Here is an 18,414-nt window from a genome sequence, read left to right on the forward strand (position 1 = left end):
CACCCAACGTGACCGGTTGGGTGGAAGGGGCCTGTCGTGGACGACGGTACATATGTCTTGTTCTTGGTCCTCGGGATCGCGCTGGTGGTGGCGGATGGGCAGATCATCTACCGCAGCGGGCTGAGGTACCTGGCCGATTCCTACGGTGAGGACGAGTCGGCGCGGTCGATGGCCCGGCTGGTGTCGGTGCTGTTCCACTTCGCCGTGCTCGGCGTCCTGCTGCTGATCTCCGCCGTCGACCTCGGTGGCGACACGCAACTCGTGGCCATGGTGCGCAAGCTGGGCGTGGTGCTCCTGCTGCTGGCCGTGGCGCACGCGCTGACCATCCGGATGCTGACCCGGATGCGGGACCGGCTCGACGCCGAGAACCTCACCAAGCAGCGGTACGACCACATGCAGCACCACGGCGTGCCGCTCGACAGCGCGCCGACCCCGCAGGCGGGCGCGGTGGACTCGGAGGACATCGCGCGCGCCAACGGCACCGCCGAGACCCGCCTGTCGCGGGCTCCGGGTGCCGAGCCCGGTATCGGGACGGTCCCGGCGGGCGCGGACGGCACGGTGCCCGCTCCCAGGGCGGGCCGGGCGGTTCCCGGGCAGGAGGTGCCGGTGCGGCACGGCGCGCCGGTGCGGCCGGACCTGGGCCCGGAGGCCGTGGCGCGGCGCGGCGGCGTGGCAGGACCGGACGGGCATTGATCACCGACTCGCCGCGGCCCGCCACCAGGCGGGCCGCGGCGCCGTTGGGTGCCGCCGCGGTGGCCACCGCGCCCGGGGTGTTCCTCGGGGTGACCGGCGTCCACCTGACCCCGCCGCTGGCGGCCCTGCTGTTCGGCGTCGCGGTCATCGGTGCCGCTTTCGTGCTGTCCTGGGTGGCCGAGGCCGTCCAGGTCGACATCTCGCCGGGGTTGGCGATCACGGTCCTCGCGCTGATCGCGGTCCTGCCCGAGTACGCGGTCGACTTCGTGTTCGCGTCCGAGGGCGGCCGCGCGTTCGCCGAGTACGGGCCCGCTTGCGTCCCACCTGGCTCTAGCGACCATTCCAGCTGTGGCCTGGCCCTGGCGAACATGACCGGTGCCAACCGGATCCTCGTCGGCGTCGGCTGGGCTCTAGTGGTTCTCCTCGCCGCTTGGCGCATTCGTCGCGGTAGCAACAACAAGCCCGACGACGACTCCGGTGATGGCGAGCGCGGCGGGCACAAGAAGCACGCGGGCGTCACCCTGGAGCGCACCGACGCGGTCCCGCTGGCATTCCTCGCCGTGGCGACCCTCTACTCGTTGACCCTTCCGTTGCGCCACAGCATCACCCTGATCGACGCGGCCGTCCTGGTCGCCATCTTCGTGCTCTACGCCGTCCGGGTCGCGAAAGCACCGCCCGGTGACCCCGACCTCGAAGGCGTCGCCAAGGTGCTGGGGGAGCAGCCGAGGCTGCGCCGCAGGCTGACCTGCGTCGGCCTGTTCGCCTTCGCCGCCGCGGTGATCCTGCTGGTCGCGGAGAACTTCGCGCACGCGCTGGTCGAGACCGGCACCCAGGTCGGCATCAGCCAGTTCTTCCTGGTCCAGTGGCTGGCCCCGCTCGCGTCGGAGGCCCCCGAGTTGCTGGTGGCCTGCCTGTACGCCTGGCGGCTCAAGACCACCGACGCGCTGGCCACCCTGGTGTCCTCCAAGGTCAACCAGTGGACCCTGCTGGTCGGCACCCTGCCCGTCGTGTTCGCCATCGCCTCGGCCTCGACCTCGGGGCTGCCGATCGACGCCGCGCAACGGGAGGAGTTGCTGCTGACCGCCGCGCAGTCGCTGTTCGCGGTATCGCTACTTCTTAGCCTGACGATCACCGTGCGCGGTGGTCTGCTGCTGCTCGGCCTGTTCGTCGCCCAGTTCGTGCTCGCTGCCGTGTTGCCCGAGTCGGTGAAGGGCATCGAACTGGTGGCGCTGTCCTGCGTCTACCTGGTGGGCGCCGCGGTGGTCACGTTCCGCTCGCGACGAGACGTCGTCGCACTCGCCAAGGACGGGTTCCGCACCCCTTACCGGGAACTCGCCGACCGCTGAAGGTAGGGCCCGAGCGGCCCGGCGAGGTCGTGGTGCAACCGGAACGTGCGGCGCAGCCCGGTGATGTCGAGCAGCCGCAGCACCGAGCGCCCGCTCGCGACCAGCCGCAGGTCGATCGCGCGGCCCGCCGCGGTGTCGCGCGCCTGCACCAGCGCGCCGAGCCCGGCGGCGGCCAGGAAGTCCACTTCGGACAGGTCGACCACCAGCAGGAGGGCGTCCGGGGTGGCCAACCCGACGCGCAGCGCCTCGTGCACGGCCGGGGTGGTCACCAGGTCGACTTCACCGCGCACGGTCACCAGCACCGCCCACTTGCCGACCTGCTCGACGGTCGCGGTGCTGCCGTGCTCGCGCGCGGGTCGGGGGCTCGGGAGGGGAACGGCCGGGATCCGGGTGCGGGGAACCATGTCGGCCTCGGTTCATGCCGTCGGGAAGTCCTCGAAGCATAGAGCACCGTTCGCGCGGGGCAAGGACGTCAGCGGCGCTTCGCCCGATGGGCGCAGGAGCCACGATTGGGAGTGACCGGACGGGGGTAGGTCCCTGGAGGGCCAGTGACCCTAGGAGGACACGTGCTGCGACGACAGTGGGCGCGCCCCTACCAACTCGTGCTGACCGCGCTGTCCGCCGCCGTCGGGTTCACCGGCGTCTGCGCGGGAGTCTCCTTGCTGCGGACGTGGACTCTTGTCTTCCTTGCCATAACGTCGATTTGCCTTGGCTTAGCGTTATCCGCGGCTCTTACCGGCAACAGCAGACTCGCCCCAGGAGCCGCGGCCTTGTCGGTCGCGCTGTACGTCACCTTGATCGGCACGGCGGGTCTGCTCATCTTGGTCGAATGGGTCGGCTTCGTTCTAGTCGGTGCCCTGATCGTCGCCGCGCTCCCGTTGCGCGGAGAACGCGGTTACTCCACCGAGCACCTGTGCGCGCGGTGGAAGGACACCCTCTTCACGCTCCGCGACGCCAGAACCCCCACGGAGGCGGTTGTCATCCTCCGCACCCGGCAGCGCTACCTGGACGAGTTGGAGCGACGTCATCCCGAAGCATTCAACCGCTGGCTCACCACCCCCGACGCCGACCCCGCGACCATCCTTGCCCCACGGCAGAACTCGCTCTAGCTCGGGAATTGGGCAAGATGGTGTCGTGTCCACCTGCCTGATCCTCGGAGCCAGCGGCTACGTCGGTGTCCACCTGACCACCGCTCTCACGGCGGCAGGCCACCACGTGCGCACGTTCGCGAGGTCGCTCGACGAATCTTCCGGAGCAGACGCCATCCGGGGCGACGTACTTGACCCGGTAGCCCTGACCGCGGCGATGAGAGAGGTCGACGTCGTCTACCACCTCGTCCACTCGATGAGCGGTGACGACTTTGTCGCCAACGACGAGAAGATCGCCCACGCCGTCGCCGAGGCGGCAGCGGGGGCCGGTGTCCGGCAGGTGGTCTACCTCGGCGGCCCGCGCCCGACCGACGGCAAGGTCTCCGCCCACCTCAAGTCCCGAGCCCAGGTCGGCGACATCTTCCTGGCCGCGCCGACCCCCGCCCTGGTCCTCCAGGCATCGATGATCATCGGCGCGGGCTCCGCGAGCTTCGACCTCCTCGCGAAAGCCGCCCGCGGTGGCCCGGTGCTGCCCAACCCCACTTACATGAGCAACCGCAGCCGCCCGATCGCGGTCCGCGACGTCTTGCACTATCTGGTTGAGGCGGCGGCAGGCGAACCGGTGAACAAGGTCGCCGACATCGCCGGGCCTGACACTGTCACCTACCTCGACTTGGTCCAGCGGTGCGCGCGCGTGGCAGGACTTCCCAGGCGACTCCCGCTGCCGGTGGTCGTACCGCCCGCTGTTGTCGCGGCCATCACCCCCGAACCGCTCGTCCGCGCGCTGCTCGAATCGCTGCGCCATGACCTCGTGCCGACCGAGGTACTGCCTCCTCCGCCAGGTGGGGGGACCAGCCTCGACCGTGCGCTCCGGGAAGCGTTGGGCGTACCGGCACCGGAACGGCCACCGGTCGACTCCCCGGACATGCTCCGCGACCACAAGACAACTCGGGTTAGAGCTACCCGTGACCGGTTGTGGCAGGTCATCACCGACATCGGCGGCGATAGCGGCTGGCACACCGTCCCTGGTGCGTGGTCCGTCAGAGGAGCCCTGGACCATGTCGTCGGCGGCGTAGGGCTGCACCGAGGTAGACCTACCGACCTGGCTGCGGGCGACACCGTTGACAGTTGGTCCGTGGTCGACCGCTCCGACGACACCACCGAACTGCTCCTCCGCACCGACATGCGCCTCCCCGGCCGCGCCTGGCTCTCCCTCCGCGCGGTCGACGGCGGGGAACCGGGGGAGAGCGGCCTTGAACAGACCACCTGGTTCCAGCCGCACGGCCTTGCCGGGAAGCTCTACTGGTACGCCCAGAAACCCGCCCACGACATCGTCTTCGGCCGCATGGGCGCGGGTATCGCCAAGGCTGCCGAGGCCGACCGGCCCCGAGTCGGGTGATCGGGACCCGCCCGACCCCGTGCCGCGCGGGAACCGGCGAAAGCGGCACCGGTCCGGTTGAATGGGAGCCGACCCCTCCCGAAAGGCTCCCTTGTGGACGATCGACTTGCCGACCTGGCCGCGGCGCACGCAGTGGCGCTGGACTACGAGAACGGTGAGCGGCGACGCGTCGTGGTCGACCCCGAGGTGGTCAGGGCGATCCTGGCCGAGCTCGGCGACCCGCCCACCAGGGCCGCGGTGCCGTCGGTGGTCCGCCAGGGCGCCCACGTCGAGGTCGGCAGGGGAGAGGTCGAGCTCGAGTTCGGCGGGGTCGTGCCGGTCGACGGCGTGCTGCCCGACCTGCCCCTGGGCTGGCACCGGCTGCGCGTCGGCAACCGGGAGACCTCGCTGGCCGTCACCCCCGGCAGGCTGCCGGACCTGGAGCGCACCTGGGGGTGGATGGTCCAGCTCTACGCGCTGCACGGACCCGACTCGTGGGGCATCGGCGACTACCGCGACCTGCGCGCCTTCGTCACCCGCGCCGCCCAGGACGCGGCGGGCGCGGTGCTGGTGAGCCCGGTCGCCGCGGGTGCGCTGACCACGCCGGTGCGCAAGTCCCCGTACTCGCCGTCGAGCAGGCGGTTCCTCAACCCGCTGCACCTGTCGGTCCTCGACACCCCCGAGTTCGCCGCCGCCGACGTGGCCACCCGCGACCGCGTCCTCGCGCTGCGCCCCGACCTCGGCCCGCAGATCGACCACGACGGGGTCTGGGCGGCCAAGACGGCCGCGTTCGCCCAGCTCGGCCCCCGCTTGCCGGACCTCGCCACCCTCGACGCGGACCTGCTCGACTTCGCCACGTTCAGCGCGCTCGCCGAACGGCACGGCCCCGACTGGCGGACCTGGCCCGCCGAACTGCGCCACCCCTCGAACCTGGCCGTGGTCGCGGCGCGTGCCGAACTCGCCGACAGGGTCGCCTTCCACGCTTGGCTCCAACAACGCTCGGCGGCACAACTCGACGCCGTTCGCTCTGCCGCGACCGGTATGCGCGTGGGTGTCATCCACGACCTGCCTGTCGGCGTGGACCCGGGCGGCGCGGACGGGTGGTCGCTGCAAGACGTCCTCGCCTCGCGTGTCACCGTTGGCGCGCCCCCGGACGCGTTCAGCCCGCTAGGCCAAGACTGGGTTCTGCCGCCGCTACGCCCGGACAAGCTCGCCGAGCAGGGCTACCTGCCGTTCCGCGACATGATCCGCGCGGTCTTGTCCCACGGCGACGGCATCCGCGTCGACCACGTCGCCGGACTGTGGCGACTGTGGTGGATCCCACCGGGCGAGGGCCCCGACCGCGGCACATACGTGCACTACGACGGTGAGGCAATGCTCGGAGTCTTGGCGCTAGAGGCACACCGGGCGAACGCCGTGGTCATCGGTGAGGACCTCGGGACCGTGCCCGAGTACGTCACCGAACAGCTCCAAGAGCGCGGCGTGCTCAGCTGCGCCGTCGCCTGGTTCCAGCGCGACCGCGACAACCGGCAACTCCCCGCCGACCGCTACCCCAGGCAGGCCGCGGCGAGCATCTCCACCCACGACCTCCCGACCGCCTCGGGCTTCCTCGCCGGTGAGCACGTCCGGGTGCGTACCGAACTCGGCCTGCTCAAGGACCCGGAGGCCGAGAAGGTCGCTGCGGCGGCCGAACGCGCCGACATCCTGCGGGTGCTGGCCGATGAGGGCTTGGTCGGCCCCGACCCGACCGTCGAGGAGACCGTGCTCGCGCTGCACCGGTTCATCGCCAGGACACCGTGTGCCCTGGTCTTCGCCGCCCCCCAGGACCTGGTGGGGGAACTGCGGCAACCCAACCTGCCGGGAACCGTCGACCAGTACCCCAACTGGCGACTCCCGCTCCCGCTCACGGTCGACGAGATCATGGCCCACCCCGCGGTGCGCGCGGCGGTTGCCGAGCTCCGAGCCAGGTGAGGCGCTAGGGGCAGGCGGGCTCCGGTTCTGGCATCGGAGCGCCGATCGGCTCCTCCAGCAGGCCCTGCTCGTGCAGCAGCGCGGTGTAGATCGGGTTCGGGTCGACGTCGGGCACGGTGACTCTGCTTTCCCTCGCGTGTTGTCGGACGGTAGCTGTGTATCCAGCTGCCACCAGTCTCACACCTCCATTCGAGTGACGGTTGCCGGTTCGCACTACCCGGAAGGCGCTATTTGATCACATCGAGTAGATCGAGGTACCCGGCACTGGCCTGCCACAGCGCGTCCGACACCGGCTCCAGCTTGCCCGGCTTCCACCGCCGCTCGGCGTACTCGCCGGTACGGTCCCGCACCGCGCGCAGGCTCAGCGCCAACTCCGCGCCCAGCCTGGCGTCGAGCTCCTCGGCGGTCGGAGCCGCGGGCCGCAGCGCCTCGGCCTCGCCACGCGTGATGGCCGCGAGCACGTCCGCGTCGACCCCGTCCGCGACGGACCACACCAGCACCGGCCGCTCCAGGCGGTGGTTCCACACGGGGGAGTGCGCCGACCGCCAGTGCACCTCGACCGGCATCTGCGGCACCCGAGCCGCGGCGGCCCAGTGCCTGGCCCCCTGCGGCTCGGTCAACCACGGCACCTCGGGCGCGTCGACGGTCAACGCCACCGTGACCGACTCCACCTCGCGCCGGTCCCCGAGCAGCGCGCCCGCCACCCACAGCGCCCCGACCCGCAGCGGGAAGATCGCCGCGGGCCGCGTCGCCATGTCGGCGCAGGTCGAGGCCAGGGTCTCCAGGTGGTGTACGGCACGTGTCCAGTTCACGGCGCCATCCTGCCGCACCCCGGCGGACGCCCACTCCGCGCGCGTGCGGGTGTCACCCTCCGCGACTGGTCGTTGACGGTCCGCCGTCGTCGGACGTACGTTGGGGTGGGGCGACCCGAGTGGGGGACCCCGAACGAGACCGGAGGGGGAGCGAATGACCGCGGCCGACCAGCGCGTCCAGGACTACCCGTTCAACCGCCCGGAGGGCCTCGACCTCGCGCCCGCCTACGGTGCCGCGCGGACCGCCCCCGGCATGATCCGCGTCCAGCTGCCCTTCGGCGAGCCCGCCTGGCTGGCGACCCGCTACGACGACGCCCGGTTCGTGCTCGGCGACCGCCGGTTCAGCCGGGCCGCCTCCGTGGACCGCGACGAACCGCGCGTCCAGTTCCACCGCGGCCCCGGCGGCATCCTGGCCATGGACCCGCCGGACCACACCCGGCTGCGCGTGCTCGTGGCCAGCGCGTTCACCGTGCGCAGGGTCGAGCGGCTGCGGCCGAGGGTCCGGGAGATCGCGGACGGTCTTGTCGCTGACATGCGCGTCGCCGGTTCCCCTACCGACCTGGTGGAGGCGTTTGCCCTACCGCTGCCGGTTCAGGTCATCTGCGAGCTGCTCGGGGTGCCCGCGGAGGATCGGCACCTGTTCCGCGCGTGGAGCGACGGGCTGTTGTCCACCGCCGCGCTGACCGCGGAGGAGTTCGCCCGCAACGACCAGGAGCTGTCGGCGTACATGGCCGGTCTGGTCGCGCAGCGCCGTGAGGAACCGGCAGACGACCTGATGTCCGCGCTGATCGCCGCGCGCGCCGACGACGTCGAACGGCTCACCGAGCGTGAACTGGTGGAGCTGTGCATCGGTGTGCTGGTCGCGGGGCACGAGACCACGGCGACGCAGATCCCCAACTTCGCGCACGTCCTGCTCACCCGCCCCGACCGCCTCGCCGAACTGCGCGCCGACCCCGACCTCGTCCCGGCCGCGGTCGAGGAGCTGATGCGCTTCGTCCCGCTCGGCGCCACCTCCGCGTTCGCCCGCTACGCCACCGAGGACGTCCAGGTCGGCGCCGTCCTGGTCCGCGAGGGCGACCCGGTCCTGGCCGCCATCGGCTCCGCCAACCACGACGAGTCCCGCTTCCCGGACGCGGGCCAACTCCGCTTCGACCGCGAATCCACCGCCCACCTGGGCTTCGGCCACGGCGCCCACCACTGCCTGGGTGCCGCGCTGGCTCGGGTGGAGCTCCAAGAGGCTCTACGAGCGCTGCTAGCCCTACCTGGCCTTGTTGAGGCGGGCGACCCGGTGTGGAAGACCCAGATGCTGGTGCGCGGCCCGCGCACGTTGCCGGTGGCGTGGGAGGAACAGTGACCTGGTCTATCAGCGTGGACGCGGGGAGCTGCCTTGGCTCCGGCATCTGCGCGGGCTCCCGCCCCGACCTCTTCCGGTTCCACGGCTCTTACGCCGAACCCGTCACCAGCACTGTTGCACCGGACGAGGACGTCTTGGACCTGGCCGACACCTGCCCCGCGGCGGCGATCCTCATCCGCGACCAGTCAGGGGCGGAACTCGCGCCCCGCCCCTGACTGCGGCTAGATGCGGCTGGACTCGAGGGGGGTGACGAGGATCGCGCGGGCGCCGACCTCCCAGAGTTCGTCCATGACGAAGGGGGCGCGGTCGCGCAGGACCAGGGAGCGGACGGCCACCCAGCCCTCGCGGGCCAGCGGGGACACCGTGGGGGACTCGATGCCCGGGGTCAGCGCGCAGGCGGCTTCCTGGACGTCGGTCGGGCAGTCGTAGTCGATCATCACGTACTGGCGGGCGATGAGGACGCCCTTGAGCCTGCGGCGGACCCGTTCCACCGCGGTGGCGACCGCCTCGTCGGCGTCCGGCCTGCGGATCAGCACGGCCTCCGAGCGCAGGATCGGCTCGCCGAACACCGCCAGCCCGGAGTTGCGCAGGCTGGTCCCGGTCTCCACCACGTCGGCCACCGCGTCGGCGATGCCCAGCTGCACCGAGGTCTCCACCGCGCCGTCGAGCCGGACCAGCCTGGCCTCGACGCCGTGCTCGGCCAGGTGCGCCGCGACCAGTCCCGGGTAGCTGGTGGCGACCCGCTTGCCCGCGAGGTCGGCCACCGCGGTGAGGTCCCCCGGCCGGGCCGCGAACCGGAACGTCGACGCCGAGTAGCCCAGCGGCAGCACCTCCTCGGCGCCGGTGTCGGCGTCGAGCAGCAGGTCACGCCCGGTGATCCCCGCGTCGAGCGTGCCGGAGCCGACGTAGAGCGCGATGTCGCGGGGCCGCAGGAAGAAGAAGCGCACGTCGTTGCGGGCGTCGTCGATCATGAGCTCGCGGTTCGCGCGATGGACCCGGTACCCCGCCGCGGTGAGGAGCTGGTCGGAGGGGAGGCTGAGCGACCCCTTGTTGGGCACGGCGATACGTAGCGTGGTCACGCGCCGGGATCCTGCCACACCCCACCCCCACCCCCCACGCCCCGCACCTGAACACCCGATGACCCCCACCGGTACCCACAAACCCACGAACCCAACTGCCTGAACACCAGCCCGTGGATCTCCAGGTCACCACTCGCCCAAGCAACCGTTCGTTACCAGGTGGCGAACGACGTCGAAGACCGGTTACTGCCAGGCCGGGTGCACGGGAGGCGACCCTTTGCCGCCAAGCCGGGACCGATGCGGTGCCTGTTCACTCGCCAGGCCGGGTACACCACCGGCGACTGTCCGCTGCCAAGCCGGGACCGATGCCGGGTGACCCTCCGCTGCCAAGCCGGGAACGATGCCGGGCGGGGCGAGGGGGCGGGCGGCGGGGGAGAGTGACACAGGCGAGGCCGGACACGCAGGGCGTAGGTCGCGTGTCCGGCCCGTACCCGTGGCCGACCCACCATTCGGGTGACCCGGGGCCCGGAGCCGACGGCCGGTTTCCGCGACGGCCGTGCGAAGCTCCGATCGGAGTGGTGCAGGGTGACTTGAGCATGCCGGGTTGGTCGCTGACGCGCCCATCCCAATGACTCATAGTTTCGGGTTATGCACCATTCGCCCGATAGCAGGCTGGTTTGCGCCGAACGGGTGTATGCGGAGCGTCAGTTCTTGACGTCCGGACAGTATTGCGCAAGGGCCGCGGTCCGGCCGGCCTCGATCTCGGCAGCGGAAGCGGCCCCGGTGCTCGCCGCCACCCACGCCTCGATGGACGCCAGGTTGAACCGCTGCGCCTCCAGCGAGTTCGCCGCCGCGACCGGGTCGTCGGCCACCTCGCCCGCCAGGTACAACGCGAGCCCCAATACCGCCCCGTCCCAGCCGGGGCCGACGAACAGCGACCCCGCCGCGTTCCCCGCGAAGGCCACCGGGACGCTGTGCTCCAACTCCAACCGGGTCCGCTCTCCCGCGACCAACCGGACCTCCACGAGGCTGGTCGCGTCGCCGAAGGTGACCCGCAGCCGGGTGGGCGGCTCGCAGTGCAGGATCTCCCCGCCCGCGTTGCCCTCCAGTTGGAACCGGCCGCCGACGCGCAGGTCGCCGGTGATCGGCAGGAACCAGCGCCGCAGCCGGTCCGGGTCGGTCAGCGCGTCCCACACGTCGGCGGGCTCGGCGTCGTAGTCGCGGGTCAGCAGGACCCGGACCAGGCCGTCGGCCTCGGTGACCGCGCGGCCGGTCGCGCCGATCTGCGCACCGATGTCGATCATGGTTGCTCCTCGTTGTCCGGTGCCGCGCGCCTGCCCCTGGCCAACTCGGTCGCCAGGGCGTCGAGGCGCTGGTCCCAGAACCGGCGGAACCGGTCCAGCCACTGGTCGACCTCCCGCAGCGGGTCCGCGTCGACCGCGTACAGCCGCCGGGTCCCCTCGGCGCGCACCGAGGTGAAACCGTTCTCCCGCAACACCCGCAGGTGCTGGGAGACGCCGGGCTGCGAGATGCCGAACTCCGACCGGACGATCTCGGTGATCGACCCGGCCGAGCGCTCGCCGTCGGCGAGCAGTTCGAGGATCCGGCGGCGGACGGGGTCCCCGAGGACGTCGAACGCGTGCACGGCGCCACTGTGTCAGCACGGACTTATATAAGTCAAGGACGGGATTGTCGGACCCCCGTCGTAGGGTTCCGTCGCCGACGAAGGGGGATCCCATGGCGTTCAAGGTCGACCTCACGCTGGACTGCGCGGACCCGCTGCGGCTCGCGGAGTTCTACAAGACCGTGCTCGGCTATGTCGACGAGCCGCCGCCCGCGCCGTTCGCCACGCGCGCGGAGTGGCTGGAGCAGTTCGGGGACGACGACGGCGGTGCGGCCGCCTGGCTGTACGACCCGGACGGTGTGGCACCGCGCCTTTCCTTACTGCCGGTCCCGGAACCGAAGACCGCGAAGAACCGGTTGCACATGGACGTCCGGGTCGCCGGTACCGGCACCCCGGAGCGGCGGTGGGCGCGGATCACCGAGGCCGCCGACCGTTTTGTCGCCGCCGGGGCTACCCGACTGGGTGAGTTCGCCGGTCACCACATCGTGCTCGCCGACCCGGAGGGCAACGAACTCTGCCTGGGCTGACCCGTCCATCCACTGTGGACTAGCTGATAATCGCCGCTCCCCGGTCCGCGCCGAGTGGTTACACTTGAGCGCCATGCGGATGTGTGACCTCGGGCGGCGTCGTTGACGCGTCCCCTGCTCGACTTCGTCCGCGTCCCCGGCCCCGCGCACGCGGTGCTGGTGGTCACCGGCGAGGTGGACATGTCCAGCGCCCACCTGCTCGACCACCACCTCAGCGCGGCCCAGACCGACCACGCGACCGTCCTGCTCGACCTGACCGCTGTCCGCTTCCTCAGCGCCGCGGGCGTCGACGTCATCGTCACCGCCGCCTACCGCGCCGACGAGACCGGCGGCAGGCTGGTGGTCGTCGCCGCCGAGGACTCGGCCCCCCACCGCACGATCACGCTCGCGGGCACCGTCCGACCGGTAGCGCTGTCGCACTCGGTGGCGGCCGCCCTGCGCGAGTCCGACCGGGAACCGTTGGCCTAGCCCGAGAACGGGCCTGGTTCAGGTCAGCGCGGCGGCCACCGCGGCGAGCCGGGTGATGTCCGAGGTGGACCTCGCGGTGTCCAGGACTATCCGGTCGGGACGGATGAGCGCGGCGCGGGCCCCGGCCGCGCGGAGCCAGTCCCGGTAGGGGGAGTCGAGGTCGACCACGCGCGGCCGGTCGCCGAGCAGGTCGTCCGTCCAGCCGTCCGGGGTGGACCACTGCGGGCACACGCGCCCGGCCAACCGGCCTCGGCCCACCAGCGGACCGGGGTCGAGCGGGGGAGTGGGCAGCCTCCCCGCCGCGGCGGCCACACCGGGGACGCGGGCAGCGGCGCGGATCAGTTGCCGCCGCGCGGGTCCAGCGCCCAACGCCCAGCCGACCACCTGCGCCGCGCGGATCGTGCGCACCGCCTGCGGCAACCGTTCGGACTGGTACGTGTCGAGCACCGCGGGGTCGCCGCCGCGCAGGACGAGGGCGAGCTTCCACGCCAGGTTGTGCGCGTCGCGCAGCCCCGACCCGAGCCCCTGGCCGACGAACGGCGGCCCCTCGTGCGCGGCGTCGCCCAGCAGGAACACCGGGCCGACCCGCCACCGCCGCGCCACCCGGGAGCGGAACGTGTAGGTCGCGGCGCGCACGACCTCGCCACCGGCCCACGGCGCCGCGCGCGGCTGCCCGCCCACCCGGAACTCCCACCGGTGGTGGTCCCCGGTGACCCGCATGTACGTCGCGGGCCGCCGCCGGTCGCACACCTGGTGCACCCCGCCCCAGTCGACCAGCCCGTCCCGGCCGCGCACGTCCACCACCATCCACGCCTGCGGCCGCCCCAGCTCCCGGCTCGCGATCCCCAGGTGCCGCCGCACGAAGCTGTCCGCCCCGTCGCACGCCAGCACGAACCGGGCGTCGACGTCGCCGCGGTCGGTCCGCACCCCGCGGTCGGTGACCCCGGTGACGGTGACGCCCCGGCGCACCCGGTCGCCGACCTCGTCGAGCAGCACCCGGTCCAGGTCGGGCTGGTGGAACATCGACGACTCCGGGAACTCGCCCAGCCCCCTGGCGAACTCCGCCAGCACCCGGCCGCCCGGGTCGACCAGCCGCAGCCCCGGCATCCCCCGGCTCACCGCCCGGAACCGCCCCCCGACCCCCGCGGCCTGCAACACCCGCACCGCGTCCCCATCGAGGTGCACCGCCCGCGGCAACCCGTACGCCCGCGGGTGCCGCTCCAACACCAGGACATCAACCCCGAACCGCCCCAACAACGCCGCCACCGTCAGCCCAACCGGTCCGGCACCCACCACCACAACCTGAGACACCCCTCCCTAGTACCACGCCGCGCTCACTGCCCATCACCAACACCTAGCTATCCCACATGCGCAATCAGCTATCAAGATAATGGACTTGAGGTGGCCGGAGTCGGGGGGCGGCCGGACGTGGGGGCGAGTGCACATCGGAGAGACAGCCACGGCAGGGAAAGGCGGCCAGCCGCAGGGACGGGCGGTCTGCCTGAGGAGAAGGCGCGGACGGCCGGTGGTTGTCCACAGGCCAGCCGCCGGTCACGTCGTTTTGTCGGTGGCTCTCGGTAAGCTGTATATCGGGGGCTGCTCCGATCGGTTTGATCTTGAGTCACAGCACCGAACGCCGGAGAGTCAGTGCAGGCGGGTGGTCGAGTTGGGCAAGGTGTGGCCCAAGAATAAGACCGCCACCCCCGTGAACGCCGAGCTCGCCAATCTCATGCAACGGCTGCTGACCTCCGCGATCACACTCACGACGGCTAGCCTGCCCCCTGCCCAGGTTGCTCGCTGGCGCCCAGCGCCGGGGGTCAGTGTGCGGTCGAGTTGGACAAGGTGCGGCTCAGGAACAAGACCACCACCCCCGCGAACACCACGCTCAGCAGCCCGACCCGGAGGCTGCTCACGTCCGCGATCACCCCAGTCACCGGCGCCGCCACCAGCGATCCGATCCGCAGCATCCAGCTCACCACGGTCAGCGCCACCCCCGCCGTAAGCCCAGGAAGCTCGTCAGCGCTATGCATCGCGGCCGGAACAAGAGTCGCTGTTCCCAAGCCTGCGAGCGTGAATCCCACCAGCGTCGTCCCCACCGAGGGCACCGCGAGCGCGAACCCCATCCCGACGGCCGCCAACACCCCACCCCACCGCACCACCCGGCGCTGGCCGAACCGGTCCGTCACGCGGTCCCCGAGCAGACGCCCCACGGTCATCGCGGATTGCAGGCACACGAACCCCAGCCCCGCCGTCGCCGCTCCGGCCCCCAGGGACCCCGACAGGTAGATCGCCGACCACGATGACCCGCTGTCCTCGACCAGGGCCCCGCAAGCCGCGAGCACCCCGAACGCCACCAGCAGCCACACCGCGCGGCCGGAAGCGTGGATCGACGGGGTGCGTTCGGAGTCGTCCGGGCCCGGCAGCATGAAGCGGTAGCAGACCACCGCGACCCCGCTGAACAGCGCGGCAGCCGCGATCAGGTGCACCGCGAGCGGTACCGCCAAGCCCGCCGCCGCCGCCCCGAGCAGACCCCCGCTGACCGCGCCGATACTCCACACCCCGTGGAACGAGTTCACGATCGACCGCCCGTACCGCCGCTGGACCCGCAGGCCGTGCGTGTTCTGCGCGACGTCGACCACCGAGTCCAGGGCGCCCGCCGCGAACATCGCCAGTGCCAGGAACAGCCAGCCCGGGGCCAGGCCGATGGCCACGACGGTCACCGCCAGCGCGACGATCCCCAGTGCGGCCACCCGGGACGACCGCAGGCGGGTGATCAGCGCGGGCGCGAACAGCCCGGCGACCAGCGCGCCCAGCGGGGACGCCGCGATCGCGGTGCCCAGGGCGGCGTTGCTCAGGTCGAGTCCGGCCTTGATCTCCGGCAGCCGGGGTACGACGCTCGCGTACAGCGCGCCGTTGGTCAGGAAGACCCCGGCGACGGCGGCCCGCGCGCGGGTGTCGGCTGTGGACGGCGGCATGTCCGTCGACCCTACGGGACGCACGGTGAGTGGTTGTTCTCGATCTTGAGCGGCTCGATCGGGTGGTTTCCGGGTCAGGGGGTTGGCCCACGGTGCTGACCACTGGTTCTCTTCACCGCGTCGCAGGGTCGTCGGGGCCTCGGGTCCCCAGGAAGGTCGGGTGTGTCGATGCAGCCGTTCACGCTGCCGGAGTTCTACATGCCTTACCCGGCACGGCTGAACCCGAACCTGGAGACCGCCCGCGCGCACAGCAAGGTGTGGGCGCGGCGGATGGAGATGATCGACGTCCCGCAGCAGGGGACGATGATCTGGACCGAGGCCGACCTCGACGCCCACGACTACGCGCTGTTGTGCGCCTACACCCACCCGGACTGCGACGCGACCGAGTTGGACCTCATCACCGACTGGTACGTGTGGGTCTTCTACTTCGACGACCACTTCCTGGAGCTGTTCAAGCGCACCCGCGACATCCCCGGCGCCCGCGCCTACCTCGACCGCCTGCGGCTGTTCATGCCGGTCGAGGGCCCCATCACCGAGACCCCCACCAACCCGGTCGAGGCCGGTCTTGCCGACCTGTGGGAGCGCACCACCCCCGCGATGTCGTCGGACTGGCGGCGCCGGTTCGTCGAGAGCACCAAGAACCTGCTCGACGAGTCGCTGTGGGAGCTGGCGAACATCGACGCGGGTCGGGTGTCCAACCCGCTCGAGTACATCGAGATGCGCCGCAAGGTCGGTGGCGCGCCCTGGTCGGCGAACCTGGTGGAGCACGCCGTCGGCGCCGCGGTGCCCGCCGTGATCGCCGAGAGCCGACCCATGCACGTGCTGCGCGACACCTTCTCCGACGCCGTGCACCTGCGCAACGACCTGTTCTCCTACGAGCGCGAGGTGCTCGACGAGGGCGAGCTGAGCAACGGTGTGCTGGTGTTCGAGAAGTTCCTCGGCATCGGCACCCAGGAGGCGGCCGAGTCGGTCAACGACCTGCTCACCTCCCGGCTGCACCAGTTCGAGCACACCACCCTCACCGAGCTGCCGCCGCTGTTCGACGAGCACGCCGTCGACCCGGTCTCGCGGCTGGGCGTGCTCGCTTACGTCAAGGGCCTGCAGGACTGGCAGTCCGGCGGCCACGAGTGGCACATGCGCTCCAGCCGGTACATGAACGACGGCGGCGCCCCCGGCACCGGCACCCTGTCCGGGCCGCTGGGCCTGGGCACCTCCGCGGCCAGAATCGTGCCGTCGTTGCTGGCCAGCCACGACCAGCGGGCCCGCTCGTTCACCCACGTCCCGTTCGAGCAGTCGGGGCACGTGACCAAGCCCGAGCTGCGGATGCCGTTCCCGGTCCGGTCCAACCCGCACCTTGAGCAGGCCAGGGAGAACGTCATCGCCTGGGGGCACGCGGTCGGCATCATCGACGAGGTCCCCGGCCTGTGGGACGAGGAGCGCTTCCGCGACTACGACCTGCCGCTGTGCGCGGCGGGCATCCACCCGGACGCCTCCGCCGACGCGCTCGACATCTCCTCCGGTTGGCTCGCCTGGGGCACCTACGGCGACGACTACTACCCGGTGTTCTTCCGCACCCCGGAGAGCTACCCGGCCGCCAAGGCGCAGACCGAGCGGTTCTCGCAGCTCATGCCGCTCGACGGCGAGCCGACCCCGGAGCCGGTCAACGCCCTGGAGCGCGGCCTGCTCGACCTGTGGACCCGCACCACCGCGCCGATGGCCCTCGACGCCAGGGCCCAGTTCCGGCACGCCATCGAGATCATGGCCGACAGCTGGGTGTGGGAGCTGGTCAACGCCTACCACAACCGCATCCCGGACCCGGTCGACTACATCGAGATGCGGCGCCGCACGTTCGGCTCCGAGCTGACCATGAGCCTCTCGCGCATCGGCCACGGCAGGACCGTGCCGCCCGAGGTGTACCGCAGCCGCCCGGTGCTGGCCATGGAGAACTCGGCCATGGACTACGCCTGCATGATCAACGACATCTACTCCTACCAGAAGGAGATCCAGTTCGAGGGCGAGATCCACAACCTCGTGCTGGTGGTGCGCAACTTCTTCGACACCGACGCGCAGACGGCGATGACCATCGTCGGCGACCTGATGGACTCCAGGATGCGCGAGTTCGAGCACGTCGTGGCCACCGGCCTGCCCGCCCTGTTCGAGGACTTCGACCTCGACGACGACGCCCAGCGCACCCTGCTCGGGTACGCCGAGGAGCTGCGCAACTGGCTCTCGGGCATCCTCGAGTGGCACGAGGGCTGCCGCCGCTACGCCGAGCCCGACCTGCTGCGCCACTTCCCGGAGAGCCCCGGCGCCCCCCGCGACACCGGCTTCCCGCACCTGCCCAGCGGTCTGGGCACCTCGGCGTTCCGGATCACCCAGCCGAGCGCCCCGGCCCGTCAGCCCGCGATGGCGGGCGCGCCCAGCCGAGTCCCGAGTGGCCTGCGAGGTGCGGCGTCGGTGATCGGCCGAGCCGCGGAGTCGGCGGGCGTGGACGGTTCCGGGACCTCCGGCGCCATCAGCACCCCCGGCGTCCCGCCGACCGCCCCGGTGTCGGCCGCGGGCAGGAGCGCTGAGTCGGCCGGAGTGGACGGTTCCTCGCCGCCGGCGACCTCGAGCCTGCCGCACCAGCCCAGTGGCCTCGGCACCGCCGCGGCCAGGGTGAAGCCCCTCGACGAGTCCGCCCTTCCGCCCCGCCCCGGCGCCAAGAGCAGCGGCCCCACTCCCGCCATCCCCCGCGGCTTCAGCGGCCTGGGCACCGCCGCCGCCCGCGTCACCCCGCCCACCCGCGCGGCCGGAGCAGCCGCCACAAGCTGAACCCGCAAGGACGGTATGCCCCTCGACCAACGGCGGTCGGGGGGTATATCGGTGTTCTGGCCAGGTAAGCAGACCCGCACGAGGTGCAGCCACAGCCTGCGATGGCGCTGGGCGGGGTGATCCGCCAAGCCGGGAACGATCCCGGGCGAGGTGACCTGCCAAGTCGGGAACGATGCCGGGCGGGGATGTGGGGGCGGGTGGCGGGAGGGAATAGGCACAGTCGGGAACGATGCCGGGCGGGGATGTGGGGGCGGGTGGCGGGAGGGAGTGTCACTACTAGCCCGGTCGGCGCAATCGTGGGGCATGGGGGTAAGCGGGTTGGGTTCGCGTGGCACACTGCGCGAT

16 protein-coding genes and 1 pseudogene are annotated in these 18,414 nt (G+C 71.7%); 10 read left to right on the forward strand and 7 right to left on the reverse strand.

Annotated elements, in window-relative coordinates:
* The first annotated feature begins 36 nt into the window (after positions 1-36).
* Together CLV68_RS28860 and CLV68_RS28865 are read left to right on the forward strand one after the other, a co-directional pair.
* Complete coding sequence (locus tag CLV68_RS28860; protein WP_121394138.1) at positions 37-693, forward strand: hypothetical protein; 657 nt, start codon at positions 37-39, stop codon at positions 691-693.
* On the forward strand, positions 690-2,039 hold the full coding sequence (locus CLV68_RS28865; protein ID WP_246010159.1) for a sodium:proton exchanger: 1,350 nt from the start codon (positions 690-692) through the stop codon (positions 2,037-2,039). The genes CLV68_RS28860 and CLV68_RS28865 overlap by 4 nt, the downstream gene beginning before the upstream one ends.
* Here the strand turns inward: CLV68_RS28865 and CLV68_RS28870 are convergent.
* Positions 2,015-2,443, reverse strand: a complete 429-nt coding sequence (locus tag CLV68_RS28870; RefSeq protein ID WP_121394140.1) for an STAS domain-containing protein — start codon at positions 2,441-2,443, stop codon at positions 2,015-2,017. The two genes, CLV68_RS28865 and CLV68_RS28870, sit on opposite strands and share 25 nt — an antisense overlap.
* A gap of 162 nt (positions 2,444-2,605) precedes the next feature.
* Between CLV68_RS28870 and CLV68_RS34315 the strand changes: the two genes are divergently transcribed.
* From CLV68_RS34315 to malQ, 3 genes are all read left to right on the forward strand, one after another.
* Positions 2,606-3,148, forward strand: a complete 543-nt coding sequence (locus tag CLV68_RS34315; protein WP_170224645.1) for a hypothetical protein — start codon at positions 2,606-2,608, stop codon at positions 3,146-3,148.
* 25 nt (positions 3,149-3,173) lie between these two features.
* On the forward strand, positions 3,174-4,526 hold the full coding sequence (locus CLV68_RS28875) for an SDR family oxidoreductase (RefSeq protein ID WP_170224646.1): 1,353 nt from the start codon (positions 3,174-3,176) through the stop codon (positions 4,524-4,526).
* A gap of 93 nt (positions 4,527-4,619) precedes the next feature.
* Positions 4,620-6,476, forward strand: coding sequence for a 4-alpha-glucanotransferase (gene malQ, locus CLV68_RS28880; protein WP_121394144.1), 1,857 nt, complete (start codon positions 4,620-4,622; stop codon positions 6,474-6,476).
* Positions 6,477-6,703: 227 nt separating this feature from the next.
* Here the strand turns inward: malQ and CLV68_RS28885 are convergent, their stop codons facing one another.
* Positions 6,704-7,288, reverse strand: a complete 585-nt coding sequence (locus CLV68_RS28885; RefSeq protein ID WP_121394146.1) for a DUF7711 family protein — start codon at positions 7,286-7,288, stop codon at positions 6,704-6,706.
* A 154-nt stretch (positions 7,289-7,442) separates the two neighbouring features.
* On the opposite strand from CLV68_RS28885, the gene CLV68_RS28890 reads away from it, so the two are divergent.
* The gene (locus CLV68_RS28890; RefSeq protein WP_121394148.1) at positions 7,443-8,642 is read left to right on the forward strand and encodes a cytochrome P450; all 1,200 of its coding nucleotides are present in this window, start codon (positions 7,443-7,445) and stop codon (positions 8,640-8,642) included.
* Positions 8,639-8,857, forward strand: a complete 219-nt coding sequence (locus CLV68_RS28895) for a ferredoxin family protein (protein ID WP_121394150.1) — start codon at positions 8,639-8,641, stop codon at positions 8,855-8,857. The genes CLV68_RS28890 and CLV68_RS28895 overlap by 4 nt, the downstream gene beginning before the upstream one ends.
* A gap of 6 nt (positions 8,858-8,863) precedes the next feature.
* On the opposite strand, the gene hisG is transcribed toward CLV68_RS28895, so the two are convergent.
* The 3 genes from hisG to CLV68_RS28910 form a co-directional block, all read right to left on the reverse strand.
* Positions 8,864-9,721 (reverse strand): ATP phosphoribosyltransferase, encoded by an 858-nt coding sequence (gene hisG / locus CLV68_RS28900; protein WP_121394152.1) that lies wholly within the window; start codon positions 9,719-9,721, stop codon positions 8,864-8,866.
* Positions 9,722-10,365: 644 nt separating this feature from the next.
* Positions 10,366-10,965 (reverse strand): SRPBCC family protein, encoded by a 600-nt coding sequence (locus CLV68_RS28905; protein ID WP_121394154.1) that lies wholly within the window; start codon positions 10,963-10,965, stop codon positions 10,366-10,368.
* On the reverse strand, positions 10,962-11,306 hold the full coding sequence (locus CLV68_RS28910) for an ArsR/SmtB family transcription factor (protein ID WP_121394156.1): 345 nt from the start codon (positions 11,304-11,306) through the stop codon (positions 10,962-10,964). Before CLV68_RS28910 ends, CLV68_RS28905 begins: the two co-directional genes overlap by 4 nt.
* Positions 11,307-11,398: 92 nt before the next feature.
* Here CLV68_RS28910 and CLV68_RS28915 point away from each other — a divergent pair, with 92 nt between their 5' ends.
* Both CLV68_RS28915 and CLV68_RS28920 read left to right on the forward strand, forming a co-directional pair.
* Positions 11,399-11,812 carry a VOC family protein gene (locus CLV68_RS28915; protein ID WP_121394158.1) on the forward strand — a complete coding sequence of 138 codons (414 nt, stop codon included), beginning with the start codon at positions 11,399-11,401 and terminating at the stop codon, positions 11,810-11,812.
* A 102-nt stretch (positions 11,813-11,914) separates the two neighbouring features.
* Positions 11,915-12,280: an STAS domain-containing protein gene (locus tag CLV68_RS28920; RefSeq protein WP_121394159.1), complete on the forward strand. Its 366-nt coding sequence runs from the start codon at positions 11,915-11,917 to the stop codon at positions 12,278-12,280.
* Between the two features lie 18 nt (positions 12,281-12,298).
* Here CLV68_RS28920 and CLV68_RS28925 read toward each other — a convergent pair whose 3' ends face one another.
* The gene (locus CLV68_RS28925) at positions 12,299-13,591 is read right to left on the reverse strand and encodes an FAD-dependent monooxygenase (protein WP_121394161.1); all 1,293 of its coding nucleotides are present in this window, start codon (positions 13,589-13,591) and stop codon (positions 12,299-12,301) included.
* Between the two features lie 506 nt (positions 13,592-14,097).
* Positions 14,098-15,255 carry an MFS transporter gene (locus CLV68_RS28930; RefSeq protein ID WP_121394163.1) on the reverse strand — a complete coding sequence of 386 codons (1,158 nt, stop codon included), beginning with the start codon at positions 15,253-15,255 and terminating at the stop codon, positions 14,098-14,100.
* Between the two features lie 168 nt (positions 15,256-15,423).
* Here CLV68_RS28930 and CLV68_RS28935 point away from each other — a divergent pair.
* Positions 15,424-17,631 (forward strand): annotated as a pseudogene (locus CLV68_RS28935) (terpene synthase family protein); the annotation flags it as partial.
* Between the last annotated feature and the right edge of the window lie 783 nt (positions 17,632-18,414).

This window comes from Actinokineospora cianjurensis (genome assembly GCF_003663795.1).
GTDB lineage: Bacteria > Actinomycetota > Actinomycetes > Mycobacteriales > Pseudonocardiaceae > Actinokineospora > Actinokineospora terrae.

Coding starts and splice junctions, on each gene's coding strand:
- CLV68_RS28930 (WP_121394163.1), bottom strand. CDS start 15,255: ATGCCGCCGTCCACAGCCGACACCCGCGCGCGGGCCGCCGTCGCCGGG.
- CLV68_RS28870 (WP_121394140.1), bottom strand. CDS start 2,443: ATGGTTCCCCGCACCCGGATCCCGGCCGTTCCCCTCCCGAGCCCCCGA.
- CLV68_RS28905 (WP_121394154.1), bottom strand. CDS start 10,965: ATGATCGACATCGGTGCGCAGATCGGCGCGACCGGCCGCGCGGTCACC.
- CLV68_RS28890 (WP_121394148.1), top strand. CDS start 7,443: ATGACCGCGGCCGACCAGCGCGTCCAGGACTACCCGTTCAACCGCCCG.
- CLV68_RS28915 (WP_121394158.1), top strand. CDS start 11,399: ATGGCGTTCAAGGTCGACCTCACGCTGGACTGCGCGGACCCGCTGCGG.